The sequence below is a fragment of the Streptomyces sp. AK010 genome (assembly GCF_014207295.1).
Taxonomy (GTDB): domain Bacteria; phylum Actinomycetota; class Actinomycetes; order Streptomycetales; family Streptomycetaceae; genus Streptomyces; species Streptomyces massasporeus.
In genome coordinates this window covers 32,039-58,694 of the sequence record NZ_JACHCX010000031.1, presented here as the reverse complement: position 1 = coordinate 58,694, position 26,656 = coordinate 32,039, and the positions used below count along the sequence as shown (strand labels likewise).

General features: G+C 72.9%; 20 protein-coding genes and 4 pseudogenes. 4 read left to right on the top strand and 20 right to left on the bottom strand.

What is annotated here, in order from left to right:
* Nucleotides 1–25: 25 nt before the first annotated feature.
* The gene (locus HDC93_RS35375) at nt 26–691 is read right to left on the bottom strand and encodes a TetR/AcrR family transcriptional regulator (RefSeq protein ID WP_185014917.1); all 666 of its coding nucleotides are present in this window, start codon (nt 689–691) and stop codon (nt 26–28) included.
* Between the two features lie 192 nt (nt 692–883).
* On the opposite strand from HDC93_RS35375, the gene HDC93_RS35370 reads away from it, so the two are divergent.
* Nucleotides 884–1,795 carry an NAD(P)-dependent oxidoreductase gene (locus HDC93_RS35370; RefSeq protein WP_185014912.1) on the top strand — a complete coding sequence of 304 codons (912 nt, stop codon included), beginning with the start codon at nt 884–886 and terminating at the stop codon, nt 1,793–1,795.
* Nucleotides 1,796–1,865: 70 nt separating this feature from the next.
* On the opposite strand, the gene HDC93_RS35365 is transcribed toward HDC93_RS35370, so the two are convergent.
* From HDC93_RS35365 to HDC93_RS35310, 12 genes are all read right to left on the bottom strand, one after another.
* Nucleotides 1,866–2,627 (bottom strand): ZIP family metal transporter, encoded by a 762-nt coding sequence (locus HDC93_RS35365; protein ID WP_185014911.1) that lies wholly within the window; start codon nt 2,625–2,627, stop codon nt 1,866–1,868.
* A 195-nt stretch (nt 2,628–2,822) separates the two neighbouring features.
* The gene (locus HDC93_RS35360) at nt 2,823–3,200 is read right to left on the bottom strand and encodes a VOC family protein (RefSeq protein WP_185014910.1); all 378 of its coding nucleotides are present in this window, start codon (nt 3,198–3,200) and stop codon (nt 2,823–2,825) included.
* Between the two features lie 187 nt (nt 3,201–3,387).
* Nucleotides 3,388–4,668 carry an ABC transporter substrate-binding protein gene (locus tag HDC93_RS35355; RefSeq protein ID WP_185014909.1) on the bottom strand — a complete coding sequence of 427 codons (1,281 nt, stop codon included), beginning with the start codon at nt 4,666–4,668 and terminating at the stop codon, nt 3,388–3,390.
* Complete coding sequence (locus tag HDC93_RS35350) at nt 4,665–5,801, bottom strand: branched-chain amino acid ABC transporter permease (protein ID WP_185014908.1); 1,137 nt, start codon at nt 5,799–5,801, stop codon at nt 4,665–4,667. Before HDC93_RS35350 ends, HDC93_RS35355 begins: the two co-directional genes overlap by 4 nt.
* Nucleotides 5,794–6,690 carry a branched-chain amino acid ABC transporter permease gene (locus tag HDC93_RS35345; protein ID WP_185014907.1) on the bottom strand — a complete coding sequence of 299 codons (897 nt, stop codon included), beginning with the start codon at nt 6,688–6,690 and terminating at the stop codon, nt 5,794–5,796. The genes HDC93_RS35350 and HDC93_RS35345 overlap by 8 nt, the downstream gene beginning before the upstream one ends.
* Nucleotides 6,687–7,487 carry an ABC transporter ATP-binding protein gene (locus HDC93_RS35340; protein ID WP_185014906.1) on the bottom strand — a complete coding sequence of 267 codons (801 nt, stop codon included), beginning with the start codon at nt 7,485–7,487 and terminating at the stop codon, nt 6,687–6,689. The genes HDC93_RS35345 and HDC93_RS35340 overlap by 4 nt, the downstream gene beginning before the upstream one ends.
* Nucleotides 7,484–8,326, bottom strand: coding sequence for an ABC transporter ATP-binding protein (locus HDC93_RS35335; RefSeq protein ID WP_185014905.1), 843 nt, complete (start codon nt 8,324–8,326; stop codon nt 7,484–7,486). The genes HDC93_RS35340 and HDC93_RS35335 overlap by 4 nt, the downstream gene beginning before the upstream one ends.
* A gap of 381 nt (nt 8,327–8,707) precedes the next feature.
* Entirely contained in the window at nt 8,708–9,976 is a 1,269-nt protein-coding gene (locus HDC93_RS35330; protein WP_185014904.1) for a CdaR family transcriptional regulator, read from the bottom strand.
* A 192-nt stretch (nt 9,977–10,168) separates the two neighbouring features.
* Complete coding sequence (locus HDC93_RS35325) at nt 10,169–11,863, bottom strand: helix-turn-helix transcriptional regulator (RefSeq protein ID WP_185014903.1); 1,695 nt, start codon at nt 11,861–11,863, stop codon at nt 10,169–10,171.
* 238 nt (nt 11,864–12,101) lie between these two features.
* A complete protein-coding gene (locus HDC93_RS35320; RefSeq protein ID WP_185014902.1) occupies nt 12,102–13,022 on the bottom strand; it encodes a dienelactone hydrolase family protein in 921 nt (306 codons plus the stop codon).
* Between the two features lie 221 nt (nt 13,023–13,243).
* The gene (locus HDC93_RS35315) at nt 13,244–13,504 is read right to left on the bottom strand and encodes a hypothetical protein (protein ID WP_185014901.1); all 261 of its coding nucleotides are present in this window, start codon (nt 13,502–13,504) and stop codon (nt 13,244–13,246) included.
* Nucleotides 13,505–14,040: 536 nt separating this feature from the next.
* Nucleotides 14,041–14,604 (bottom strand): snapalysin family zinc-dependent metalloprotease, encoded by a 564-nt coding sequence (locus HDC93_RS35310; protein WP_185014900.1) that lies wholly within the window; start codon nt 14,602–14,604, stop codon nt 14,041–14,043.
* A gap of 301 nt (nt 14,605–14,905) precedes the next feature.
* Here HDC93_RS35310 and HDC93_RS35305 point away from each other — a divergent pair, with 301 nt between their 5' ends.
* On the top strand, nt 14,906–15,190 hold the full coding sequence (locus HDC93_RS35305) for a hypothetical protein (protein WP_185014899.1): 285 nt from the start codon (nt 14,906–14,908) through the stop codon (nt 15,188–15,190).
* Here the strand turns inward: HDC93_RS35305 and HDC93_RS35300 are convergent.
* The 4 genes and pseudogenes from HDC93_RS35300 to HDC93_RS35285 all read right to left on the bottom strand — a co-directional run.
* A complete protein-coding gene (locus tag HDC93_RS35300; RefSeq protein WP_185014898.1) occupies nt 15,187–16,530 on the bottom strand; it encodes a M1 family metallopeptidase in 1,344 nt (447 codons plus the stop codon). The two genes, HDC93_RS35305 and HDC93_RS35300, sit on opposite strands and share 4 nt — an antisense overlap.
* A 77-nt stretch (nt 16,531–16,607) precedes the next feature.
* Nucleotides 16,608–20,473 (bottom strand): annotated as a pseudogene (locus HDC93_RS35295) (Pls/PosA family non-ribosomal peptide synthetase).
* 286 nt (nt 20,474–20,759) lie between these two features.
* A pseudogene (gene tpg, locus HDC93_RS35290) lies at nt 20,760–21,311 on the bottom strand (telomere-protecting terminal protein Tpg); the annotation flags it as partial.
* A gap of 71 nt (nt 21,312–21,382) precedes the next feature.
* A pseudogene (locus tag HDC93_RS35285) lies at nt 21,383–21,661 on the bottom strand (transcriptional regulator); the annotation flags it as partial.
* Between the two features lie 118 nt (nt 21,662–21,779).
* Between HDC93_RS35285 and HDC93_RS35280 the strand changes: the two are divergent.
* Nucleotides 21,780–22,709: a glycoside hydrolase family 16 protein gene (locus HDC93_RS35280; protein WP_185014897.1), complete on the top strand. Its 930-nt coding sequence runs from the start codon at nt 21,780–21,782 to the stop codon at nt 22,707–22,709.
* A gap of 32 nt (nt 22,710–22,741) precedes the next feature.
* Nucleotides 22,742–23,398 (top strand): annotated as a pseudogene (gene secF / locus HDC93_RS35275) (protein translocase subunit SecF); the annotation flags it as partial.
* Here secF and HDC93_RS35270 read toward each other — a convergent pair.
* The 3 genes from HDC93_RS35270 to HDC93_RS35260 form a co-directional block, all read right to left on the bottom strand.
* Nucleotides 23,388–24,632: a glycosyltransferase gene (locus HDC93_RS35270; RefSeq protein WP_185014896.1), complete on the bottom strand. Its 1,245-nt coding sequence runs from the start codon at nt 24,630–24,632 to the stop codon at nt 23,388–23,390. The pseudogene secF and the gene HDC93_RS35270 sit on opposite strands and share 11 nt — an antisense overlap.
* Nucleotides 24,633–24,920: 288 nt before the next feature.
* The gene (locus HDC93_RS35265; protein ID WP_185014895.1) at nt 24,921–25,925 is read right to left on the bottom strand and encodes a serine protease; all 1,005 of its coding nucleotides are present in this window, start codon (nt 25,923–25,925) and stop codon (nt 24,921–24,923) included.
* A 232-nt stretch (nt 25,926–26,157) separates the two neighbouring features.
* Nucleotides 26,158–26,643 carry an SRPBCC family protein gene (locus HDC93_RS35260; RefSeq protein WP_185014894.1) on the bottom strand — a complete coding sequence of 162 codons (486 nt, stop codon included), beginning with the start codon at nt 26,641–26,643 and terminating at the stop codon, nt 26,158–26,160.
* Between the last annotated feature and the right edge of the window lie 13 nt (nt 26,644–26,656).

Genomic DNA, 26,656 nt, shown 5'->3' with positions numbered 1-26,656 from the left:
GCCAGTTCTACCGGGGCTCCGCTCCTCATGTCCGGCGAAACCGCTGCCTACGGCCCCCTGGACAACCCCGCCCGAGCCATAACTTCACGGCCTTGGGACTAGCGCCGGTGTCATCGCCGGCCGGTGAGCCGTCCGGCTTTCGCACTGCCGCGTCGAGGACAGGGCCCAGTTCCCGGGCCACGGTCGTCAGGGCCCGGACGTCCTGGTCGGCGCGGGCGAGGACGATCGCCCCCTCCAGGCTGCTGATCATGAGCGTGGCGAGTGCGCCGGCCCGTTCCTCGGGCACACCCATCCCGGTCAGGGCCCGGGCGACCGCACCGGTCCAGGTGGCGAACGCGGCGGACGCCGCCTTCCGTGTGGAGGGGACCGACTCCGCGCAGTCCACCGTGGCCGCGGCGACCGGGCAGCCGCCCGCGAAGCCGGCGGCCTCGTACTCGTCGGTCCACTGACGCACCATCGCGGCGAAGAGTCCGCTCGGTGTCGGCTCGGGAAGCGAGGCCAGGAACCGGGCGACGCGGTCCGCCGCGTATCCGCCCGCCCAGCCCACCGCCTCGTCGACCAACTGCGTCTTGCCGCCGGGGAAGTAGTGCTGGAGCGAGCCACGAGGGGCCGCGGCGGTCACCGCGACCTCGCGCATGCCGGTGGAGGCGACTCCGTCGCGGCGGATGAGCTGGGCCGCGCTGAAGACCATCCGCTCACGCGGTCCCCGTTCAGCCTTCGCCACCCTCGGCCTCCCTCAGCTCTCCAGCACGTCAGCCCTCCGGCACGTCCTTGTCGAATCCCACCCTATGACCGCCGTCATAACCGCGACTACTATGACCGCTGTCATAGTCGAGGGCGGCGACGGCTCGGCTGCAACGCGAGCCGCAGGAGGCGGTGCGTCATGTACGTCGGTTTCATCGGTCTCGGAGTCATGGGTCAGCCCATGGCACTGAACCTCGCCCGTGCCGGGACCCGGCTCGTGGTCTGGAACCGCACCCCGGAGCGCTGCGAGCCTCTGCACGCCGCCGGGGCCGAGGTGGCGGCGAGCGCCGGCGACGTGTTCCGCCGTGCCTCCACCGTGTTCCTCATGCTGGCCGACGAGACGTCCGTGGACGCGGTCCTGGGGCGCGGCACCCCGGACTTCGCCCCGCGCGTCGCCGGCCACACCGTCGTCCACATGGGCACGACCTCGGCCGAGTACTCCTGCGGCCTCCTAAGGGACATCCGGGCGGCGGGCGGGCGTTACGTCGAGGCCCCGGTCTCCGGCAGCCGCGTCCCCGCCGAGCGGGGCGAGCTGGTCGGGATGCTGGCGGGCGACGACGACGCCGTGGCGACCGTCCGGCCCCTGCTCGCTCCCCTGTGCCGGGAGACGTTCGGGTGCGGGGCCGTCCCGGGCGCCCTGCTGCTGAAGTTCTCCGTGAACCTGTTCCTGATCGCCGTGGTCACGGGGCTTGCCGAGGCGTTCCATTTCGCCGAGCGGCACGGGCTCGACCAGCGTCTCTTCCGGGACGTCCTGGACGCCGGCCCCATGGCCAGTGCCGTCTCCCGGGTCAAGACACTCAAACTGCTTCAGCGCGACTTCTCGGTCCAGGCGGCCGCCGCGGACGTCTGGAAGAACAACCGCCTGATCGCCGAGGCCGCCCGCAAGGCCGGTCTGGCGTCCCCGCTGCTCGACGTGTGCCACGCCCTCTACGACGAGACCGTCCGGCGGGGCCATGGCGGCGAGGACATGGTGGCCGTCCTGCACGCCCTGGAGGCCCGGACCGCAGGCGCTCCCGTGTCGGAGGAGCGAAGCACCGACGCCTCTGCCTAGATGTTGTCGCATGCTGTCGTGGCGCCCATGGGTGCGGAGCGGGGGCGTGGAGGACCGGGCAGCGCGAGGGTCAGGCGTGGGAGAGCGCGAAGGAGACCAGGAAGCCGCTGACCGTGACCAGCCCGATCGCCAGATGGGCTTCCTGGAACGCCTCGGGGATCATCGTGTCGGCGATCATGGCCAGGATCGCTCCGGCGGCCACCGCTGTCACCCCCGCGAGCACGGTGGGCGAGAAACCGCCGAGGACGGCGTAGCCGAGGATCGCGGCCACGGTGCTCGCGGCCGCGATGGCGCCCCACACCCCGAAGACGTAGGCCTTGCTGCGCCCGGACTTCTTCATGCCCGCCGAGCTGGACAGGCCCTCCGGGATGTTGCTGATGAACACCGCCGCGACCGTCACGAGGCTGACCGCCCCACCGTCGAGCAGGCTGACGCCGATCACCGCCGACTCGGGCACTCCGTCCAGGAGCGCGCCGAGTGCCAGCGCCGTGCCCGAGCCGCCCTGTTGCTCCTCGGACGGCTGCGCCTGTTCCGTGTGATGACCCGATCGCTTGCGATGGCGGGCGCCTCGGCGTGCCAGCCACAGGTTCCCGGCGGTGTAGGCGACTGCTCCGGCCAGCGTCCCGATCGCTGCCGGACCCAGCCCACCCTGCTCGTAGGCCTCGCCGACCAGCTCGAAGGAGACGGCCGAGAGGAGCACGCCGGCACCGAAGGCCATCACCAGCGCGATGACCTTCTGCGACACGCGCATCCCGTACCCGAACACCGCTCCCAGCAGGAGAGCACTGCCCGCCAGCAACCCCCAACCGCCTGCTTGCATCACCTCGGACATGCAGCGATGTGTACCCGCGCGACCGTGATCGGCACCCGAGGTCCTCGGCGACGGTGGCCGGTGGCCGTGGCGGTCGGCGGACCGAGCGGCGCTCGGGCAAGCTGCCGTTTCCTCAATGGCGGACCAGGCAGAACGGGTGCCCCGCCGGGTCGGCATAGAGCGGACCGAGCGGCGCTCGGGCAAGCTGCCGTTTCCTCAATGGCGGACCAGGCAGAACGGGTGCCCCGCCGGGTCGGCATAGATCCGCCAGCTCCGCCCGTCGGCACCGGCGTCCAGCACCGTCGCCCCGTGGGCCAGTACCTGCTCCTCGGCCAGGTCCAGGTCCGCGACGCCGAAGTCGAGGTGGAACTGCTGTGGCCGGGACGGATCCCGCCACAGCGGCGGGTGATGGTCGGCTGCCCGCTGGAACGCCAGGACGACACCGGACGGCGTGTGCAGCGTCGCCCAGTCGTCGCTCAACGCCCACCGCCGGTCCGGCTGGTTGACGGTGCCGCCCAGGATCGACCGGTAGAACGCGGCCAGTTGCACCGGTTCGGGGCAGTCGAGCACCACACATTGCAGGTCCGCGATCACGGGCCGATCCTAGTGCCGCGGCAGGCAACGTTTGCCCGTCAAGGAGCGGCGTCCGGTGCGTGCTCTCGGCGTGCCGGGTGCATGCCCTCGTACTGGATGTACTTGGGTTTGTGCCCGGTGCGGCGAGAGTGCGTGCCGGGCGTCGCGACGGGGCGAACGTTGCCTGCCGCGGCACTAGGACCCGCCGTCAGTTCCGCGACGTGAGGTACTCCTTGACGCCCGGTGCGATGTGGGCGTTCTCGACGTTCACGGCGGCTCCCACCGCCTTGTCGTCCGGCTTGTACACATAGGTCGAGGTGCTCGCGGGCCGTGCCTTGTCGGAGAAGTTCTGCGGCGAGCCGAGGCCGACGTCGACGCTGGACTGGGAGCGGTGGGCCTTGACCACGTCCTCGCGGGCCAGACTGCCGTTCTCGCAGGCCTTCTTCAGGTCGGTGCCCATCAGCTGAGCGGCGTTGTAGCCGGAGAGCACGCCGGAGTCGACCAGGGAGCCCGGGTACTTCTTCTTGTAGGAGGCGACCATCTTGCGGACCCCGGCCGCGTCGGAGCTGACCGCGGGGATGGCGCTGACCACGTTCAGCATGGCCGCCAGGGCCGGGGCGGCCGGAGTCTTCATCAGCTGCGGGGCGTAGCCGGGGGCGCTGCTGACGACGGGTACCTTCAGGCCCCGGGAGGCCGCGACCCCGACCAGTGAGGCCGTCTGGGCCGGTCCGGCGCTGATGAGGACCGCCTTGACGCCCTCCTTGCGCAGCGCCGAGACCTGCGCGGACAGATCGGTGTCCGTCGCCTTGATCTTCTGGCCGGCGACCTTCAGGCCCGCCTTCTTCGCGGCCCACTGCGAGCCCTCCAGCGCGTTCGCGCCGTAGTCGCCCTCGAAGTAGACGTGGCCGATCGTGTCGCCCTTCGCCAGGCCCTTGGTGCGGGTGAGGAAGTCGACCGCGGCGATCATGTCGATGTCGTAGGTGGTGCCGAGGACCTGGACGGAGTCCCGGTCGAGCAGGGAGGCGGCCCAGGCCTGCGGGAAGGTGAGCACCTTGTCCCGTTCGATGTCGTCGAGCAGTGCGGCCATCACGGGCGAGCCGATGACCTGGGGCAGCGCCACGACGTCCGCGGAGATGTCGGCGTAGGCGGTGACGGCCTTCTGGACGTCGTAGCCGTGGTCCTTGACGACGATCTCGATGCGGCGGTCGCAGATGCCGCCACGGGCGTTGACCTCGTCGGCCCACATCTGCTGGGCCTGCACGATGCTCTTGCCGAGGGTGGCGTAGGGGCCGGTGAGGTCCGTCAGAGCGCCGAGTCTGATGGTCTTGTCGGTGACTCCGGGGCCGGTCTTGATGCCGTCGGCGCCGTCGTCGGTGCTTCCGGAGGAGTCTGCCTTGGAGCTGCATCCGGTACCGGCGAGCAGCAGGCCCGCGAGGGCGGTGGCCAGTAGCGTTCTGGTGCGTGGTGCGGTGTGGTGCGTGGACTTCACGGGGTGGGCTCCTTGGCTCGTGCGGCTGACGTGGGCGGCAGGGACGGGGAGGTGGTGCCGACGGGTGGCGGGGCGGCCCGGCGGCGCAGGCGTGCGCGCAGGCGGCGGACCAGGCCGTGCAGGCCGTCGGGGGCGAAGAGGAGGATCAGGACGATCGCCGCTCCGTAGAGGTAGCGGGCGGCCTCGGTGGGGCCGACCGTGCCGTCGGTGGTGCCGGGGGCGGCCACCAGCGGGAGTTGGTCGGCGTAGCGGGTCATCAGCAGGGGCAGGGCGGTGACGAAGACGGCGCCCGCGGTGGCTCCGGCCACCGAGCCGAGTCCGCCGATGACGATCATGGCGAGGTAGTCGACCGACAGCACCAGGCCGAAGTAGTCGGGCACCACGCGGCGGAAGGAGAGGGCGAGCATCACCCCGGCCAGGCCCGCGTACATCGACGAGACGACGAAGGCCGCCGAGCGGTGCCGGGAGACGTTCACGCCCATCACGGCCGCCGCGGTCTCGCTGTCGCGCAGCGCCACCAGGGCGCGCCCTGGACGGCCACGGAGCAGTCCGCGGGCAGTGAACCAGGTGACCGCGAACAGGGCGATGCCCAGGTACCAGAGCCGTTCCTCGGCGCCGAACGGTACGCCCAGCAGGGTCAGTTCGGATTCCGCCGAGAAGGAGAAGCCGCCGAGTTCCAGCGGCGGCACCGAGCGGCCGTTGAATCCGCCGGTGACGGAGTGCGCGGTGAGCAGGACGTGGTGCCCGAGGAAGACCAGGGCGAGGGTCGCGACGCCCAGGTAGATGCCGCGTACCCGGCCGGCGACGGGGCTGAAGAGCCCGCCGGCCGCCCCGGCGAGCAGGACCGCGAGTACGGCGGCCAGGGCGGTGGGCAGCCCGGGCCCGGGTTCACCGGCCAGCCATACGTAGCCGTAGGCGCCGACGGCGAGGAAGAAGGCGTGGCCGAGGGAGAGTTGGCCGGCGGTGCCGGACAGCAGGCCGAGGCCCACCGCGCCGATGGCCGCCGCCATCGAGAACAGGCCGATGCGCAGCCAGAACGCGTCGAGGTAGAAGGGCAGCGCGCACAGGACGACGACGATCGCCGAGGTCCAGCCGACGCGGACGGCGCCGGCACGGGAGAGTCGCTCAGACACGGACCGCCGCCTTTCCCCCGAACAGCCCGGTCGGCCGCACCAGCAGCACCAGGACCATCACCGCGTAGGGGGCGACGTCGCCGAACCCCTCGCCGAGCACGTGCAGATCGGACTGGTAGCCCGCGACGAGCGCCTCGGTCATGCCGATCAGCAGGCTGCCCGCGAGGGCGCCCGGTGGCGAGGCCATCCCGCCGAGGATCGCCGCCGGGAACGCCTTCAGGGCGATCTGCCCCGTCGTGCGCTCCAGCCCGGGCGCCGGGAACGCGGCGAGGAACACCGCCGCCAGCGCGGCCAGCGCTCCGGCCAGGCACCAGGCCAGCATGCGGATGCGCACCAGCCGTACGCCCATCAGGGAGGCCGCCTCGACGTCCTCGGCCGCGGCGCGCAGCGACAGGCCCCAGGAGGTGTACCGGAACAGTGCGAAGACGCCGGCGATGACCACGCCGGAGACCACGATCGCGGCGATCCGGCTGTCCGCGACGGTCACGGGACCGAGCCCGCTGACCGAGTCGCCCCAAGGGTCGCCGAGCGAGAGCAGGTCGCCGCCGATACGCCGGGACAGGTCGGTGAGGATGAGGATGTCGACGCCGATGGTGACGATGGTCTGCACATGGGCGCCGTGCGGGTCCGGCCCGCCGGCCTGGAGCAGGAAGCGGTCCATGACACCGGCCACGGCCGCCGTCGCCAGCACGGACACCGCGAGGGCCCCCGCGAAGCCGATGTCGTCGTGGAGTACCGCGGTGAGGTAGCCGCCGAGCAGGAGCAGGGAGCCGTGGGCGAAGTTCATGACGCCGGAGGCCTTGAAGATGATGACGAAGCCGAGCGCGACGAGGGCGTAGACCGCGCCCAGGGCGAGGCCGTTGAAGAGGGTGTCCAGGAGGGTGGTCATGCCGCGTCCTCCTGTTCGGCGCCGGTGCCGAGGTAGGCGCGCAGCACCTCGGGGTCGCCGCGGACCTCGTCGGGAGTGCCGTGCGCGATGGCCCGGCCGAAGTCGAGGACGGTGACCTCGTCGGCGAGCCGCATCACCAGACCCATGTCGTGCTCGACCAGTACGACGGACAGGCCGAGTTCGGCGCGCACGGCGTGCACGACCTCGACCGTCCGGGCCCGTTCGGCCGCGTTCATCCCGGCGACCGGCTCGTCCAGCAGCAGGACGCTGGGCTCCAGGCAGAGGGCGCGGGCGAACTCCACGCGTTTGCGGTCGCCGTAGGAGAGGAGGGCGACGGGGCTGTCGAAGTGGTGTCCGAGTCCGGTGAGTTCGGCGATCTCGCGGGCCCGGGCGAGGTGTGCGCGCTGTTCGCGCCGCACGTGCGGCAGGCGCAGCGCGCTGGCGGCGAATCCGGCCCGGGACAGGGCGTGGCGGCCGAGCATCAGGTTGTCGGCGACCGTGCCCTGGGTGGTGACGATGTTCTGGAAGGTGCGGGCCACGCCGAGCGCGGCGATGCGGTGGGGCGCCAGCCGGGTCAGGTCGGCATCGCCGAGCCGTACGGTGCCGCCGACCGGGCGGCACAGGCCCGACAGCACGTTGAAGCAGGTGGACTTGCCCGCTCCGTTGGGTCCGATGAGCGCGTGGACGGAGCCCGGGGCGACGGTGAACGCCACCGCGTCGAGGGCGGTGAGCCCGGCGAAGCGGACGGTCACGTCCGTCACGGCGAGTTCGGGCGGTGCGGTGGTGCGGACGGTCACGCGGCTCCCTGCCCCTCGGTGGTTCCGGCTCTCTGCGCGGTCTCGGCGCCTTCTTCGGCGGTCTCGGCGCCTTCCTTGGTGGTCTCGCCCAGGTACAGCCGCTTCACGGCGTCCGTGCGGGCGAGTTCTTCAGCGGGCCCGGAGAGGCGTATGTCGCCGACCTCCAGGACGTGGGCCGTGTGGGCCAGGGACAGCGCCATGCCCGCGTTCTGCTCGACGAGCAGCACGGCGGTGCCTTGCGCGTTGATCTCGCGGACGACCTCGGCGATCCGGTACACCATCTGCGGGGCGAGGCCCAGGGAGGGTTCGTCGAGCAGGAGCAGGCGGGGCGCGGCCATGAGGGCCCGGCCGATGGCGAGCATCTGCTGTTCGCCGCCGGAGAGCAGGCCCGCCGCCTGCCGGGTGCGTTCGGCCAGGCGCGGGAAGAGCGTGAAGACCCGCTCCCGGGCCTCGGCGACCTGGTCCGGGCGGCGCCGCCCGAGGCCGAGGCCGCCGGAGCGCAGGTTCTCGTCGACGGTGAGCCCGGCGAAGACCCGGCGCCCCTCGGGGACCTGGACGACCCCGGCGCGCACCGCGGCGACCGGGTCCCGCCCGTCGAGTTCCGTGGCGCCGTAGCGGATGCGGCCGGCCGTGACCGCGCCGCGGTGCAGGCGCAGGGTGCCCGACACCGCCCGCAGCAGGGTCGTCTTGCCCGCGCCGTTGGCGCCGAGCAGGGCGACGACCGTGCCGTGCGGGACGGTCAGGGACACGGAGCGAAGGGCGGACAGGGCGCGGCCGTAGGTCACGTCGAGGCCCTCGACGTGCAGGGCGGGCTCCTCGTCCGGTGGTGCTTCGGGCATCACGGCTCCTCGGATCCGTGCCGTCGGGCACGGGTGCTTCGGGGGAAGGGCAGCTCACGACAGCACGGGCGTGGAGGGGCGGTACAGGTGTTCGGGCCGGGTGGCTGCATGCTCCCAACGCGGGTGGGCGGGGATTGTGCGGCTGCCCAGGGGCGGGGCGACCCGGGCCGGCGGGTGCCCGGGTGCCCGGGTGCCCGGGTGGGCAGGCGACCTGGGCCAACGGGGGGGGCGGCTGCCAGGGGGGACGCGATCCGGGCCGGCGGGGACTGTGCGGCTGGCCAGGGGCGGGGTGCGCGACCCGCGCCGGGGCGCGGTTGCGCCCTGGGCGACCGTCGCCGGGGTTCGGTTGCGCCCCCTGGCCAACCCCTGGGGAATCGCCGATCAGCCGCGCGGCAGTCGGCGCGCCGTCAGTGCGAGGCTGATCTCCACCACGTCGTGCGGGCGGGCCAGGGAACGGCCGATGAGCTGCTCGCAGCGGCGCAGGCGGTTCAGGACGGTGTTGCGGTGGCAGTACAGCCGTTCACCGGCGCGCTGGGCGGAACCCTCGCAGGCGAACCAGGCGACCAGGGTGTCCAGCAGTACGTCGCGGTCGGCCGGTTCCAGGCGGAGCAGGGGGCCGAGCACCCGCTCGGTGAGGGTCGCGCCGAGCTCCGGGCAGGAGACGACCAGCGCCTCGGGGAGGTGTTCGGTGAGCCGGACCGTGCCGCCTTCCGGTGGGCAGATGCTCAGAGCCAGATCGGCCAGGCGCCGGGCGTCGCCGACGGCGGCGAGTCCCGTCACGGCGCTGCCGACGCCGATCCGGCGGCCGGCCGGGGCGTCGGCGGTCAGGTCCAGGGCCGCAAGGGGGTCCCGGTCGGGCTCCCTGTCGTCTTCGTCGGCAACCAGGACGATGCCGTGGTCCACGTCCACTCCCGAGTGGAGGTACGCGCTCCCGCCGGTCGGAAGATCATGCGGCGGGCCGCCGGCGAACGCGACGACGACGTACCGGCCGTGCTCCGGCAGGCTCAGCCTCTCGGCGGTCTCGGGCAGGTCCGCGATCCGGCTCGTGCCGTCCAGGAGGGCCGCGGCCAGCAGGCGCACCCTGTTCTCGCGCCGCCAGGCGAGCTGTCGCTCGGCCTGCCGGTAGGCGTCCGCCACGAGGGTGCAGTGCTCGTCGACGAAGTTCCACACGTCGGTGGCCACATGCACCAGGAGCCGGATGTCCTCGGGCTCCGAGCGGGTGGTCTCCTCGACCAGCCGCTGCCACACCAGGGACCCGCCCAGCCGGAACGCGTGCAGCAGGGCGTCCAGCGGCAGTCCCTGCTCGGCCCGGGTGGCGCCGATCCGCCAGGTGCAGCGGTGGGCGGCCTCACGGGTGCCGCGCGGGTCGAGCAGCGAGGTCACGCTGTGCCGCAGCGAGCGGTGCACCTCCTGCCAGGTGGCCGCGTGATCGTTCTCCAGCGTGGTCCGGTACGCGGGTTCCTGCTCGCGCAGGACCGCCAGCAGCCGGTCGGTCAGGTCCGGCAGGTCGTCCAGCAGGACGCGGGCGGCCCGGTGCAGGACGCGCAGCGCGTCGGCGTCGATCAGCGACCGGATCCGCCGTGACCGCGGCTGCGGAACCGGCGTCGGCCCGGTGCGGAACGTCGTACGTGCGCGTGCTGCAGGATGCATGGCGGTCCTCCCCCGACATCGGCCTTCCGGCGGCCCCCGGCGCCGTCCGGGCGCGGCGGCGTCCGGCGGGTGCTCCGGCCGTGCGGCCGTCGTCACCCGTGTAGTGCTGCTTCGAAGGATGACATACCGTCCGGTCGGTCCCCAGGGTCGTGCGGTGTCTTCCCGATGCGTCAGCCGAGATTTCCGGGGGGCTCAGCGCTGCTCTTGATCGACCATGCGGGCCAGTTCGATGCGGGAGCGCACGCCGAGGGCGGCGAAGACATTGCGCAGGTGATAGTCGACCGTGCGGGTGCTGACGGCCAGCCGCTGGGCCACCTCCCGGTTGGTGGCTCCCTCGGCCACGTGGCGTGCGATGCGCAGTTGCTGCGGGGTCAGCCCCGACAGCCCCACGGCCCCTTCCTTCCCGGACGCGGCTCCGTTGGCGCGCAATTCGCCCCGGGTCTGGTCGGCCCAGGCTCCGGCTCCGCAGCGGTCGAAGCCGACCAGGGCGGCTCCGAGCCGGCCGCGCGCCTCCCGCAGCCTGCGGCGACGCCGCAGCCACCGGCCGTACAGGAGCTCGGTGCGGGCCCGCTCGAAGTCGCCGCCGGACTCGTCGTGCAAGGCGAGCGCCCGCAGGTAGAGGTCGTCGGCTTCCCGGTCGTCCGCGGCGAGCAGGGCCCGGCAGCGCGCGTGCTGGGCCGGCGCGTGCGGATCGGCGCCGAAGGAGGCCCATCGGGCGAGGTCGTCGACGACGCCCCGCGCGTCCTCCGGCTGCCCGGCCAGCACCGCTGCCTCCACGAAACAGGGCACAGCGAGCATCCAGACGGCGAAGTGACCGCGCCGCGGGCCGGGACCGACGAGGGGCCCGAGCCGGTCGGCGGCGTCCAGGGGACGGCCGCGGGCCAGGTCGGCGCGGGCGGTGGCCCACTCGGTCAGGGTCGCTGCCTGGGCCAGGCCGTGGCGACGGGCGGTGGCCAGGGCGGCCGAGGCGTACCGGGCCACCGCGGCGGTGTCCCCCTCGATCGAAGCGGCCAGGGCGAGCATCGCGTGATGGCTCGCCGCGGTGTTGCGGTGGCCGGCCACGAGCGCCGCACGCACACCCTCCTCGGCGTGGGCGCGCGCCTGGGCATGACGGCCGGCGCGCAGTTCGCCGTAGGCCAGGTACTCCAGGGCGCGTGCCTCCAACGCGGCGGATTCGGTGGTCCGGGCGGCCGCGAGGGCGCGGGCCCCGGCGGTGCGGGCCGCGTGGACGTCCCCGAGCAGCAGGGCCGCCGCCGCCGCGCGCAGCAGCCGCTCCGGCCGGTCGTCGCGGCGGGCTCGGTCCAGCACGCGCCGCAGGGGCCCGGCGGCGTGCTCCGGCCGCCGGGCCAGCAGGGCACTCATACCGTCGCGGTAGTCCCGGATGAACGGGTCGCGGACCCACCCGCCTGGCCGGGGCCCGGGGGCGGACTGTTCCGGTTGCCCGCCCTCCGCGGGCGGAGGGGTGAGGCTCGTGACGCCGGGCGGTGGTGGGTCGACGGGGCCCATCGCGGGCGCATCGCCCCTGCCGGTCCTCGACGCACCCCCCTCGTCGGCGAGGAACCCGGCTGCGGCGCGGCCCTCCCCCGGCCCTGACACATCCGTGCCGTCGAGGACGGCCAGGCAGGCCACCACGTCGCCGGACGCCCAGGCGGCGTCCGCCGCGCCGAGGTGTGCGGCTTCGGCGGTCTCCGGGACGTCGGATGCCAGCAGGGACGCGGCCAGCAGCAGGGTCTCGCGCGCGTCGCCCACGGGTCCGTCGAACAACTGACGCCTGCCGCGTGCGAGTTCCGCATGGCCGCGGTCCTCGGCGGCCGACCGGGCGGCGTCGTGGCCGTTCCGGCTCCCTGCGCGGGGAGCCGTTCGCACCCTGCTGCTGTCTCCCGTCATCCCACGGAGGCTACTTGCGAGCAGGAAGGACCGGAAGGCTGACGTCCGCGCGCTCCGGCGTGCGTGCCCTCGGCTTCACCTGCGCGTTGACCGGGCCCGGGCGGTGGACGGATTGTGCGGCGGCCCAACGGACGGCCGCTTCGGGAGTGCCCGGGCACGCCACCGGCGGCGGACGCCTCGCGCACGTCCGCCGCCGGTCCCCGCCGCCGCGGCTCCGTGGCCCGGGGCGCGGGACGGGTCAGGAACCGTGCGGGCAGTTGCCCCGGTACTCCTCGATGGTCAGGCTCGGCCGGGGCAGCGGGCACAGGAACTGCTCGTAGCGGGTGTCGTTGTCGATGAACCGCTTGAGCCAGGAAATGCTGTACTTCGCGATCGTCGTGTTCGACGAGTTGGGCGTGAAGTGGGTCGCCGAGTTCAGCTCCAGGTAGCCCCGGTCCAGCGAGGAGGACAGGCTCGAGTAGAACGGTTCGGCGTGCGAGGCGACCGGGGCGATGGTGTCGCCGTCGGCGCCGAAGATCAGGGTCGGGGTGGTGACCTCGGGCCAGGTCTTGTCGAGGTTCCACGGAGTCAGCGGGATCGCCGCCTGCAGGGACGGACGCGACTTCGCGACCTCCAGACTGCCGCCGCCGCCCATCGAGTGCCCCATGACGCCGAGACGGCTCGCGTCGACGCGGGTGCGGACCGAGCTGCGCTCGGTGAGGTGGTCGAGGGCGGCCAGCAACTGGCGGCCGCGGGAGTCGGGCTGGTCCAGCGTGGTGAGGGTGTCGATGGTGAACACCACGAAGCCCTGCGAGGCCAGGCGCGGTCCGAGCCAGGCGATGGACGACTCGTAGGCGGTGTAGCCGGGCGAGATGACCACGGCGCCGAACCTGCCGTCGCTGGTGGACGTCGGGTAGTAGATGGTGCCGCCGCCGAACCCGGTGACGGACAGCGAGGAGACGGACGTCTGCGACACGGCGTACGGACCGCGCAGCGCCTCGATGCTGGAGGTGGTGGGGGCCGGGCCGCGCTCGTAGGGGTTGTCCGCGGCGTGGGCCCCCGGGCCGGCCAGGGGGCCCAGGCCTACGGCGAGGGCGAGTGCGGCGCTGGCTCCGGCCAGTCGTCCCGCCCCGCGCCCGCGGGGGCGAGTCGGTGAGTCGGTGTGGGGCTTGAGGTGCACGACGAGTCGTCCTCTCTGTCGTGGCGATCGGCCGTTCCACGGGCACGCGGGACCTGGGGTGTCTGCCGCGTGCCCGCGGTCGGGCACCGCCGTTGGGCTGGCCGTGCCACTGTCGGGGACCGGCCTCCGCGCGCGGACCGGCAATGTCACCGGTCTTGCGCCGCCGCCCTCGGGAGTGCGCGCCCCTCGCGGGGAGACAGCGGGCGCGGCCGGGCTGCGTGTCAGCCGGCGGTACCGGCCATCGCGAGGCCGAAGCCGATCAGCACGACGCCCGTGGTCCGCCCGAGCACACGGTGGACGCGTGGCCTGTGCAGGACCGGCCCGGCCTTGGACAGCAGAAGCACGTACCCGCCCAGCCAGACGAGGGTGAGGGGGGTGTGGAGGAGGACGAGGAGGGGCATGGCCCAGGCGGTGGGCAGCCGGGGCGAGGCCAGGGCGGGCAGCAGTCCGGTGGAGAAGATGACGATCTTGCCCGAGGGCACGACCGCCCGGTACTGGGCCGTCGCACTGTGCCGTGGTGCGGGTTTCGAACCCGACGTTCGGTTCGGGACCACCGACCTTCTGCTCCACCAGCTCCTCGTCGAGCAGGGACAGGCCGTGGCCTTCCTCCCCGACCTCGTCCGGAACGGGCAGCCCCCCACCGTCCCCCTGCACCCCCTCCCCGCGGCCGGCGCACGCGCCGCATCTTCACGGTCGTACGCCAGGGCAGCAGCCGGCACCCCGCCGTCCTGTGCCGCGACGCGCTGCGTCACGCGGCCGGCCTCCACGCCCGCCGGGCCTGAGGCAGCACAGTCCGCCTTCGCAGCGGCGCACTCCCTCCCCGGGACACCCCGGACGCCGCCCTCGCCGCGCTGAAGGGCTGACTCCACCAGGCCCGTCCTCCGACGCGACAGGCCGGTCGGTTCCCCTGCCGTGCGGCGTGGTGACAGGGGAACCGTCGCGGCTCGCTGCCGCTACCGATCGCCGGCGCGCCATCCAAGACGGACACCGGGCCTCTTCACGCGAGGAACCGCAGGCGTCAGTCCACGATCACCCCGGCACGCACCGCCGGGGCCCGCCCTGCGAGTTCGCCGCCGAAGTTGCCCTCGACCTCCGCCTTCTCGGCGGCGTTCGGATACGGGTTCGTGCACGAAGTGCCCGCGCTGGAACCGGACATCAGACTGGAGCACGGACCGGGCTTGCGATCCGGCAGGCCCAGGATGTGCCCGAGTTCGTGCGCGGAGATGCGGATCGTGTTGTAACCCTGGTCGACGGCCTGGCGCCCGATGTACACGGTGCCGTTGCCCAGGGTGGTGGGCAGAGCGCGCGGCCAGCCGTTGTCCGCGAGGACCCGGATGTTCGCCCGCTGGCCGGTGGCGACCGGTCGCAGCTCGACGGCGTCGACGCTCTCGTTCCAGATCGCCGCGCCCCGGTCGACGGCACTCTTGAACTCGGCGGATCCACTGGCGTCGTAGGTCACGACACGAGCGGCCAGAGGGGCGTCCGACGTGTGGGGGGCGGCGGCCGCGATCTGTCCACCCGTCAGGGACAGGGACATCAGACAGGCGGCTGCGACGCTGCCGGTCAGCGAACGGACGTGCATGATCGACCTCCTTGTGGGGGAAGGGGAGTCGTGCTCATGACATTCTTTAGCCCATTGCCCAGCAGGGTCATCATTGAATCCGTCAACCGGAGTACACCGACGGCCGGCGGCACCGACCAGGGGGAACCATGTGCGACCGGTGTCCGTACCGCGAGACCATCGGTGCCCTGGCGCGGAATCCGGCGGCGCCGGTGGACGTACTGACCCGGCTGCTGTCCTAAGAGGCCATCGCGGCCTGGGACACGCTGGCTTGGCGCGCGCTTTTGGACGAGGTGTTCGACACCCGGAGAAGAGGTGGCTGGTGGGACTCGACGAGCACGCCCCGGCCGACGTGGTGGCCCGGCTCCTCACCGATCCCGAGAGGCGCGTGCGTGGCATGGCGGCCGCGCATCCCGCCCTGCCGGTCGACCTCGTCCTGGAGAGCTGCGAGGACCCGGAGCTCGCCTCCCACGCTGAGCAACCCGGCCCTTCCGGCGGAGGTCATGCACCAGCAGCTCGACGCCGTGGGCATCCCACGCTGACGCCGGCGGCGGGACGGCCCGGGTCCACGCCGGTCGGCGAGAACCGCGACGGGCGGGGATCCTAGCCCGCCGCGCGCCTCTCGCCCCCGGGCAGCGGCGGCAGCGTCGTCCCGTGGATCCACGCCTGCAGCAGTTCGTCCACCGGCTCGGCCGCGAAGCGCGCCACGTGCGCGGTGAAGGCCGCGGTGGTGACCGTGCCGCCCCGGTGCAGTTGCCCCCAGCCGCGCAGCATGCGGAAGAAGGCGATGTCGCCCAGCGCGCAGCGCACGGCATGCAGGACCAGCCCGCCGCGCTCGTAGAGCCGGTCGTCGAACATCGACTTGCGCCCCGGATCCGACAGTCTCAGGTCCTGGGCCAGCGACGACAGCAACCGGTGTGCGGCGGCCGCGAGTTGCTCCGCCGTACGCCCACCCGAACGCTCCGACCACAGCCACTCCGCGTACTTCGCGAACCCCTCGTTCAGCCAGATGTGCCGCCAGTCGGCGATCGACACGCTGTTGCCGAACCACTGGTGCGCCAGCTCGTGCGCCACCAGCCGCTCCGAACCCCGTGCCCCGTCCACGTGGTTGGCGCCGAACAGCGACAGTCCCTGTGCCTCGACGGGCACGTCGAGCTCCTCCTCGGTCACCACGACCGCGTACTCGTCGAACGGGTACGGCCCGAAGAGCTCCTGGAACACCTCCATCATCTGCGGCTGGCGTGCGAAGTCCCGCGAGAAGTCGCCCAGCAGATGCGCCGGGATGTGCCCGTGCTGCGGGACCCCGCCCGGGCCCGGGTCGCCCAGCAGCACCGTCTGGTACTTGCCGATCACGAGGCCGACCAGATAGCTGGAGGTCGGCGCCGACTGCTCGTACACCCAGGTGGTGGTGCTCGCCTTCGTCGTCCGGGTCAGCAGTCGTCCGCCCGCCACCACCGCGTACGCAGACGGCGTGGTGATCGAGAGCTGGTACGACGCCTTGTCGGCGGGCCGGTCGTTGCACGGGTACCACGACGGCGCCCCGATGGGCTGGCTGGCCACCAGCGCCCCGTCCTCCAGCTCCTCCCAGCCGAGCCCGCCCCAGGGGCTGTTCACCGGCTCGGGGTTGCCCGACCAGTGCACCTCGACCGTGAAGGGCGCCCCGGCGCGGACCGGCTTGGCGGGACGCAGGCGCAGCCTGCCGCCGCGGTGCGTGTAGTGCGGCTGACGTCCGTCGACGCGCACCCTGCCGATCTTGTAGTCGGCCAGGTTCAGCACGAACTCGGTGAGCGGCGCCCGTCCCGCTATGGCGTTGATGCGGGCCGTCCCGGAGAGCCGGTTCGGCCCCGGGCGGTAGTCCAGCGCGAGCTCGTACCGGTGCACCCGGTACCGGGGGTCGCCGTGCTCCGGAAAGTACGGGTCCGCGCCCGCCGCCTGCTGGACTGCCACTGCCGCCTGATCTCCCTGCGCTGCGCTGCTGCCACTGCCTGCCGGTGCGTCGCCTCCCGGCTCCGAGTGACCCGCGCTCAGGGGCGCCATGCCTCGATCGGGTTGCCGAGCCAGCGGGTGTCGTCGGGGACGGACTCCGCGGCCATGACGAGCGACGCGGGACCCAGCGTGGTGCGGGCCCCGATCGTGCTGCCGGGCAGGACGATCCCGCCAGGGCCCAGCGTCGCGCCCTCACGGAGGACCACAGTATCCGTCCGCAAGATCCGGTCGTGGAAGAGGTGCGTCTGAAGGACGCAGCCGCGGTTCACGGTGACGGCGTCCCGGAGCGTCACCAGGTCCGTCTCCGGCAGCCAGTAGCTCTCCACCCACACGCCCCTGCCGATCCGGGTGCCCAGGCCCCGCAGCCAGGCCGTCATCACCGGTGTGCCCGGCACCGCGCCCGCCAGCCACGGCACGGCGAGGACCTCGACGAAGGTGTCCGCCAGCTCGTTGCGCCACACGAAGGACGACCACAGCGGATGCTCGCCGCTGCGGTGCCGCCCCACGAGCGCCCACTTGGCGACGATCGAGACGAGGGCCGCGCCGCCGCCCGCCGCGAGCAGCACCAGCCCCGACAGCAGCGGCGCCCAGGCTCCCAGGGCGCACAGCGCGGCGATCGTCAGCACCGCCAGGCCCGCCGAGCAGAACACCGGCACGATCCGGCACAGTTCCACCAGTCCGCGCGCCCACAGCAGCCGGGCGGGCGGCTCGTAGGTGCGGCTCTGGTCCCCGTCGGCGGCGGCGCGCGGCAGCTTGACCGGCGGCAGCCCCAGGTAGGAGGTGCCCTTCTTGGCCTTCTTCGGGGTCGCCGACAGCACGCCGACCAGCCCGCCGTCCGGCACGCTCCGTCCGGGCCCCGTCATCCCCGAGTTCCCGAGGAAGGCCCGCCGTCCGATCTCGGCCCGGCCGATCCTCATCCAGCCGCCACCGAGTTCGTAGGGCGCGGTCAGGGTGTCGTCGGCCAGGACGCGCCCTCGCCGACGGTCGTCAGGCTGGGCAGCGCCAGCACGGTCGACACCTCGGCGCCGCGTCCGATCCGCATGCCGAGCAGCCGCAGCCACACCGGCGTGACCAGCCCGGCGTACAGCGGGAACAGCGTTTCGCGCGAGCGGTCCATCAGCTGCGTCACCGTCCAGGCCTGCCACCCGATCCGGCTGTGCGTGGGGTGCGTGCCCTCGCGCAGTTCGAGGCTCAACAGCCGTACCGCGATCAGGAGCAGCACCGCGTACGCGAGTCCGTAGGTGAGCGTCGCCGGTACGACGGCCAGGGCGGCGCCGGTGAGGACCGAGCCGGGGGTGACGAAGGCGCGGGCCACGAGGAGCGCGGCCAGCCCCGCGAGCACCGGGAGCGCGGTGAGCGCGAGGCCGGTGAGACCGTACATCACGCTCCAACGCGTGCCCCGGCGCGGCCGTTCCTTCGGCCAGTTGCGCTTGGCCTTGCCCAGCTTGACCGCGGGCGCGCCCGCCCATCGCTGACCGGTGGGAACCTGCCCCGTGACGGCGGAACCAGGGGCCACCTCGGCCCGCTTGCCCACCCGGGCGCCGGGGAGGAGCACGCTGCGGGTGCCGACGACGGCGTGAGCGCCCACCTTGACCGTGCCGACCTCCAGCCGGTCGCCGTCCAGCCAGTAGCCGGACAGGTCCACCTCGGACTCCACGGCCGCGCCCCGCCCCAGCCTGAGCAGGCCGGTGACCGGGGGCAGCGAGTGCAGATCGACGTCCGGGCCGACCTTGGCGCCCAGCGCCCGCGCGTACCGCTGCAGCCAGGAGCCGGTCAGCGAGGTCGCGCCGCTGAACTCGGCCAGCCGTTCGGCCGTCCACAGCCGCAGGTGTACGCCGCCTCCGCGCGCGTACCGGCCGGGCTTCACGCCGCGCAGCAGCAGTCGCGCGCCGCCGGCGGCCAGGGCGAGCCGCCCCGGCGGGCTGAACAGGACGACCGCTGCGACCGCGAGGAGCCACCAGGGGGCCGTGGGCAGCCACGCGTAGGCGGGCAGCAGAGTGCCGAGTGCGGCCAGTGCCACGGTCCAGCGCAGCCCGAGGAGGGTGAAGAGCGGAACGAGGACCAGCAGTTGGATCACCTGGGCGCGTCTGGGCACCGGGGTGATCGTGCGCCGGTCCTCTTCGTCCTGCGCCGACTTCTCGAGCCGGCGGGCGAGCTTGCGCAGCACGGGCTGCTGGTAGATGTCCAGGACGGCCGCGCTGGGGTGGCGGGTGCGCAGCCGGGTGGTGAGCTGGGCGGCGGACAGACTGCCGCCACCGATCGCGAAGAAGTCGTCGGAGGCGCTGGTGACCGGGATACCGAGCACCTCGGTCCACTGCTCGGCGAGCCAGGCCTCGGTGCCGTAGAGCTGCTCGGCGGGGCCGCCCTTGTCCAGGTCCTTCAGCGGCCAGGGCAGGGCGCCCCGGTCGACCTTGCCCGACGTGCGGGTGGGCAGCTCCTCTACCGGGGCGAGCAACGGCACGAGCGCGGCGGGAAGTTCGGCCCGCAGCTTCTCGACGGCGGTGGTGTGGTCCCAGCCCTCCTGGGTGACGACGTAGCCGACGAGGAGCTGGCTGCCGCTGCGGGCGGTGCGTACGGCGGCCGCGGCTCCGGCGACCCCGGGCAGGGCCTGGAGTGCGGCGTCCACCTCGCCGAGCTCGATCCGCCGTCCGCCGAGCTTGATCTGCTCGTCGGCCCGGCCGAGGAAGACCAGCCCCTCGGGCTCGGCCCTGACGAGGTCGCCGCTGCGGTACGCCCGCTCCCAGCCCAGGGATTCCAGGGGCGCGTACTTCTCCGCGTCCTTCTCTGCGTCGAGGTACCGGGCGAGACCGACCCCGCCGATCACCAGCTGTCCGCTGCCGCCCATGGGCACGGGCTCTCCGGCCTCGTCGACGACGGCCAGCTCCCAGCCGTCCAGGGGCAGCCCGATCCGGATCGGCTCCTGACCGCTCATCAGCGAGGCGCAGGCCACCACGGTCGCCTCGGTCGGACCGTATGTGTTCCAGACCTCACGCCCCTCGGTCACCAGCCGCTGGGTCAGCTCGGGCGGGCAGGCCTCACCGCCGAAGATCAGCAGTCGTACGTCGTTGAGGGTCTCCGGCTCCCACAGGGCGGCGAGCGTGGGCACGGTCGACACGACGGTGATCTCCTGCTCGACCAGCCAGGGCCCGAGATCGGCGCCGCTCCTGACCTGCGCACGCGGCACCGGTACCAGGCAGGCGCCGTACCGCCAGGCCAGCCACATCTCCTCGCAGGAGGCGTCGAACGCCACGGACAGCCCCGCCAGGACCCGGTCGCCGGGGCCGATCGGCTCCTCGGTGAGGAACAGCGCGGCCTCGGCGTCCACGAACGCGGCGGCGCTGCGGTGGGAGACGGCGACGCCCTTGGGCTTGCCGGTGGAGCCGGACGTGAAGATGATCCACGCGTCGTGCCCGACGCCGGGGCGTGCGGCGGGGGTCTCGCCGGCACCGTGCACGGTGATCTCGTGCCCGGCGCCGATGACGGCCCGCACGTCCGCCTCGCCGAACACCAACTCGGCCCGCTCGTCGGGGTCTTCGGCGTCGACGGGGACGTAGGCCGCGCCGGCCGCGAGTACGGCGAGGATCGCGGTGTACAGCTGGTTGGTGCCGGACGGCACCCGGACTCCGACCCGGTCCCCGAGTCCGACCCCGGCGGAGCCGAGCCGTCGCCGCAGCCGCTCCACCTCCGCGGCCAGTTCCCGGTAGGTGAGGCTGGTCGTGCCGTCGTCCAGGGCGGGCTCCTCCGGATACGACCGCACGGAGGCGTCGAAGATGTCGACGAGGGTGCGTGGCGATGCCGCCGGGCGTCCCGAGAAGCGGGCCGCGTCACCGAACTCCTGCTGGATCTGCGCGCCGAGCTCATCGCCGAGCAGGCCGAGAGCGTCGCTCTCCTGTATGGCTGCCATCCGGTCCTCGCGTCTCGATCCCGGATGCCTCCGGGGCGCTGGCGGGCCCGCAGGTATGCCTGGGGTTGTCCGGCTCCAGCTCGGTAACAAGCCGGAAATCTTAGTACGACGCTAGATTTGGGCGCTTCGGAACGCCACTCGGAGCAGCCGTACGAGGGTGCGGCGGGGCCGACGGCATTGATGCTGACCAGGGAGTCTTCCGGCGAACGAGACTTCTCCCACACCGGGGACCGGGTCGCCCCCCGTGGACGGCCCGGAGGGAAACGGCTGCTTCCGGGGTCCTCCAGTAGTCGAGATCCAGGTAGTCGATGTCGTTGATGGCCACGTCCGACAGGTCCATCGCGCGGACGCCGCCGTCCTGGAAGTACACGTCCTTGAAGCCGTCCGCGATGATCTGCCGCATCTCCTGGTCGCCGGCGCCCGCGTCGCGTGCCTCGAACAGGCGGCGGGCGTGCTCCGGCGTGAGGCGCACGGTGAGGCGGCGGAAGCGGCCGTCGTCGGTGGTGCCGATCGGTGCGGTGCAGCCGAACCGGGCCCGCGTCACCACGGTGCCGACCGTGGCCGCGGCCTGCCTGCGCCGGCGCTTGCGGTCCTGGGGCTGCCAGCGGGACCGGACGGCCGTGTCGATCCGCTGCCGAATGTCCTTCGGCGGGTGTCTGCGTTCGCCCGTGCGGCAACGCTCCACCGACCGCTGGCTCACCCCGAGCTCCGCCGCCACGGCCCGGGTCGTCTTGAGCTGAATCATCAGGAAGTTGATCTGGCCCTTGAGGGGCTTGGGCGGTTCCCGGGTGAAGGCCTCCTGGTCGGCGCGCTCGATGGCGCCGTCGATCTCTCCCACGGCGTCAGTTCCCTCCGAGGGCCGGGCCGTCGGGGTGGCGGCCCGGCTGATGCGCGGTCACGGTCACGCCCCTACTCCCCTTCGTCGAGGGCGGCGTCGCCGCCCTCGACGTGGCGGGCCGGGTCGTAGCCCTTCTCCATCAGGTCCACTGCCCAGAGCATCTCCTGGACGCCTTCGGGTTTCGGCAGGAAGTCCAGCGGGCTGGGGCCGGGGCTCGGGTAGACGACGCGGTCGGACAGCACCGCAAGCGGGTACAGGCCCGTCAGCTTCGCCATGTTCAGCAGTTTGCGGTGCATGTTGACCCGGGCCTTGGAGATGACGGCGGCGCGCAGACCGCCTCGCCGATACGGGAATCCGGACGCCCGCCTGTTGTGTCGTAGATCAAATCCAGGCATCACACTGCATAGGGTGACAAAGGCTTTCCGGGCGCGGAGTCCGCCGAACCACTACCCAGCGAGGTGCAGCCCGATGAGGACGCCTTTCCGTAACCGCCGTGCGCGGCTGGCACTGGCGGCTACGCTGACCGCCCTGTGCGCGGGTCTGGCCCCGCTGGCCGTCGGCGGCAGCCCCGCGTCGGCCGCCCACGTCTGGAGGCTTCAGTGGGCGGACAGCTTCAACGGGCGCGCGGGGAGCCTGCCCGATGCCGATAAGTGGATCATCGATGTTGGCACCGGGTACCCCGGTGGCCCGCCCAACTGGGGGACCGGTGAGGTGCAGACCTACACCGCCGACCCGGCCAACATCAGCCACGACGGCCGGGGCAATCTGCGCATCACCCCCCTGCGGGACTCGGCGGGGCGGTGGACTTCAGGGCGCATCGAGACACGCCGCAGCGACTTTCGGCCTCCTGCGGGCGGACGCATGCGCATCCAGACCCGCATCCAGCTGCCCGCCGTCACTGGCGCGGCCGCCGAAGGCTACTGGCCGGCCTTCTGGACTCTGGGAGCCTCATACCGGGCGGGCGTGCCCTCTCCGACGTCTGGTGAGTTCGACATCATGGAGAACGCCAACGGCCTGGACCGCGTCTGGGGCGTGATGCACTGCGGCACACCCGCCGGGGGGCCGTGCAACGAGAGCACCGGCCTGGCCGCCAGCACGACCTGCCCCCGCGTGCGCTGCACCGGCGCCTTTCACACCTACACCCTTGAATGGGACCGTCGTACTTCCACCGAGCGGCTGCGCTGGTTCGTCGACGGACGGCACTACCACACCGTCAGCTCCACGCAGGTCGACCCGGCCGCCTGGCAAGCGGCCACGGCCCGGGGACACTTCCTCCTGCTGAACGTTGCCATCGGCGGCGGCTTTCCCAACGCTCTGGCCGGCCACCCCACCCCCACGGCGCAAACCCGCCCCGGGCACCCCATGCTCGTCGACTACGTCGCGGTCCTCACCTCCTGACCCGCTCCCTCAACAGGCTCACAGCACGCTGTCTGACGGTGCGTACGGATCCGCTGACCGACGCCGAGGAGGCCGAGGTCACGGGTGCCCTGCGCGACCTGGACGGCCGGGCGGACAAGGTCCGCGACGAACTGATCGGTCCCAGCCTCGGCGAGGAACTGCGCCAAGGTGCCCTGATCGCGCTGGCGGTGGCCCTCGGCGCGCAGTTCGTCTACCTCGCGGCACGCTTCCGCTGGATGCTGGGTTCCGCCGCGGTCGTCGCCCTCCTCCACGACGTGGTCGTCCTGCTCGGGGTCTTCGCCTGGCTCGGCAAACCGGTCGACGGGGTGTTCCTCGCCGCTCTGCTCACCGTCATCGGCTACTGCGACAACGACTCCGTCGTCCTCTTCGACCGCGTCCGGGAGCTGACCCGGCGGGGCCCCGGGTCGCCGTTCGCCGGCACCGTCAACCGGGCGATCCTGCAGACCCTGCCCCGCACGGTGAACACCGGCATGGGCGCGGCGTTCATGCTCACCGCCCTCGCCTTGCTGGGCGGTTCCTCGCTCACGGACTTCGCCCTGGCCCTGCTCATCGGTCTCGCCGTCGGGACGTACTCCTCGGTGTTCACGGCGGCCCCGGTCGCGATCCGGCTGCACCAGCGTTTCCGTCCCGGAAAGCCGTCTCGGGAGGGCGGAGCGGTCACGGAGTGAGACGGTCCAGCGCGGCCAGGACCGGGGCGACACCGTCCTCCCCGGCCAGATCGCGTGCCAACTCCCGGGCACGAGTGCCGTGGTGAGAGTCGCCCGTGGCGCGGCGCAGGGCGGGGGCGAGGGTGTCGGCGGTCAGGCGCCGCAGGGGGACGGCCTCCGGGGCCGTCCCCAGGGCGACCAGGCGCGCCGCCCAGAAGAAGCCGTCGAACTGCACCGGCACCGGGATCGTGGGGACCCCCGCGCGCAGAACGGCGGCGGTGGTGCCGGCCCCGGCGTGGTGGACCACGGCGGCCGTGCGGGGGAAGAGCGCCGCGTGCGGCACGTCGCCCACGGTGATCACGTCATCGTCGTCGCGGGCGGCGAGGCCCGCCCACCCCCGCTGGATGACGCCGCGCAGTCCTGCCGTCCGCAGCGCGCGCACGATCTCGGCGCTGACGTGTTCGGGGTCCGGCACCGTCGCACTGCCCAGTCCGACGAACACCGGCGGCGGCCCGGCGGCCAGGAACTCCTCCATTTCGCCGGGCAGTGCGCGGGTGTCGTGCGGCCACCAGTACCCGGCGATCTCCAGCCCGGGGCGCCAGTCCTTGGGTCGGGGCACCACCTGTTCGCTGAATCCGTGCAGCACGGGCCAGTTCGCCCGCTCGTGGGCCCGGCGGCTCGCGGAGGGGCCGCGCAGCGTCATGCCGTGCCGGGTGCGCAGCCGGTGCACGGCTTGGGTGAAGACCCGGTCGACGGCGGAGATGACGGCCCGTCCGCCCAGGTGGTTGCCCACCATGCCGAGCGAGCGTCCGCCGAGCATGGGTGCGCCGAACTCGCGTGTCGGATGCTGGGGTTGCAGAAACAGACCCAGGCTGGGAAGGTTCAGCCCCTCCGCGATGGCGCGGCCCAGCGGTGCCACGGCTCCGGCGGCCAGGACGATGTCCGCGCCGCGGGCCGCCTGTACCAGGGCGTCGGTCATCTCCTCGGCGGCGGAGCGGGCCATCGACGCCGCGCGCAACAGTTTGCCCAGGCCCGTGGTGCTGGCGTGCAGGTCGCGGCCCTGGTCGGAGTGGGACACGGCGTGCGGGTCGACCGGGGTGGGGTGGAAGCGCACCCCCGAGCCGGTGGTCAGGGGTTCGAACAGGGCGTGGGTCGCCAGTGTGACCTCGTGCCCGCTGCGCGCCAGCCCTGCGCCCAGCCCGGTGTACGGCGCGACGTCGCCGCGCGAACCCGCCGTCATGATCACCACGCGCATGGGTCCCAGTGTGGACCGGCCGGGCGGCTGACACACGGCGCACGTCCGCACGTGGACGAAAATCGCCTGTGGGTGTGTCTTCCGCCCGCCTACGGCGGGCCGGAGTCCGCCACGCCGAGCAGGCGGGCGACGGCCTGACGCAGTCGGGGCGAGCCGTCCTGCCGTCCAGCGGTCCGGGTCGGCGCCGGCCCCGGCGGCGAGTGACGGGTGGGCTCGTCCCGGGACGCCCCGGAGCCGGGTCCTCCATCACGGCGTGGTGGAGGACCCGGCTCCCGGTACGGCGGTGGCTCAGGAGGACTGGGCGCTCTGGTACAGGTTCTGCGCGTCCGTGCCGAAGTACGGGCCGTACATGGCGTTCGGCAGGAAGTTGTACTTGAAGCTGTTCACCGAGGACTGCAGGCCGGTCCCGGTGGCCTCGCTGAACTGGGTGAACCAGGGGCCTCCGCTGGAGCCGCCGGTCATGTTGCAGGTCAGACCGTGATCCTTGGACAGCAGGAAGTCGCGGGTGGTGGTGCCGCTGCAGTAGATGAACTTCTCCCCGTCGTAGGGGGCGGCGGCCGGGAAGCCGAAGGAGTACATCGCCTTGTTGTAGCCGGTGTTGAAGGCCAGGCCCTGGCCACCGACGACGTCGGTCAGCTTCTGCCCGTCCAGCGGGGCGACCACGGCCGCGCCGATGTCGTAGTTGATGTCCTCACTGGCCGTCCACTGCGGCGTGGAGAGGGTCTTGGACGCGGTCCAGGTGCCGTACGGGCGCTGCCCGTCGTGGTAGCCGGGCACGAAGACCCAGTTGGTGTGCCAGGCGCCCTCCAGCTTCACGCAGTGGCCCGCGGTGATCACCGTGCTCTTGTTGGCGCTGGTGACGGCGTTTCCGGAGCAGGACGCGGTGCGGCCCTGGTAGCTGAAGAAGACCCGTCCCGCGGTCTTGGTGACCGCTCCCCCGCCGGACCAGGGCCCGCCGCCGTGCGGGAAGGCCAGGGGGCCCATGGCGGAGGCCGGCGCGCTGGGGGCCACGACCGCCGCCTTGCCCGTGCGAGGTGCCGGTGTCCGTACGTCGGAGCGGTCGACGGTCAGGAGGTCGAGCGGGGTGGCCTCGCGCATCCGCTGCGGGGTCCAGAAGGCCAGGGCGCGTTCCTGCGCCGAGGAGGTCATCACACCGGGGTCCGGTGCGGCGCCCGCCGGTGCGGCGGTGACGCCGGTGGCCAGGAGCGCGGCGACGCCGGCGAGTGCGCCGAGGACGGACCGGCGGACGCGGGTGTCGCCACCGGCGGAGCGGGCGCTGCGGGGTTTGCCCATCACGCGGTCTCCTTCTGCTGTGGGGGCCGGGTGGCGGGAAGCCAGTCCACCCGGTCAGGCAGGGGTGTCACTGCGGACAGTCAGGGGGCAGCGTGCCACCGGGAGGCCGAGATGGACAGGTGCATGTCATAAGGTTGGCCGAAAGTTCACGCACTCTCCGTGTGGGGCGGGTCATGCGGGCACAGAAGAACCCGGCCCCACGGGGGAAGCCGGGTTCAAGGTGCGGCTGGTGTCAGAGGACGGGGCCGGGGCCGCTGGGGCCGCCCGGCTGGACGCGGCCGCGCCAGGCGCCGGATTCGACTCCGCGCTCCTCGATGTACCGCTTGAAGCGCTGCATGTCGCCCTTGACCCGGCGGTCGATCGTACCCATCATGTCCGCGGCCTTCTCCACGGCTCCGCTGGGCTCGATGTCCATCACGAGCTCCACCCTGGTGTGGGTGTCGTCCAGGCGCTCGAAGCGGACGGAACCCCTCTGGTGGGTGTCTCCGCTGGTCGTGCGCCATGTGACCCGCTCGTCGGCCAGCTGGTCGACGATCTCGGTGTCGAACTCGCGCCGTACCCCGGCGACCTTGGTGGTCCAGTGGTTGTGGCGGTCGTCCAGTTGCCTGACCTCCTCGACGCCCTCCATGAAGTTCGGGAACTCCTCGAACTGCGTCCACTGGTTGTAGGCGGTGTGGACGGGGACGTCGACTTCCACGGTTTCCTTGATGGTGCTCATCTGAATGCCTCCG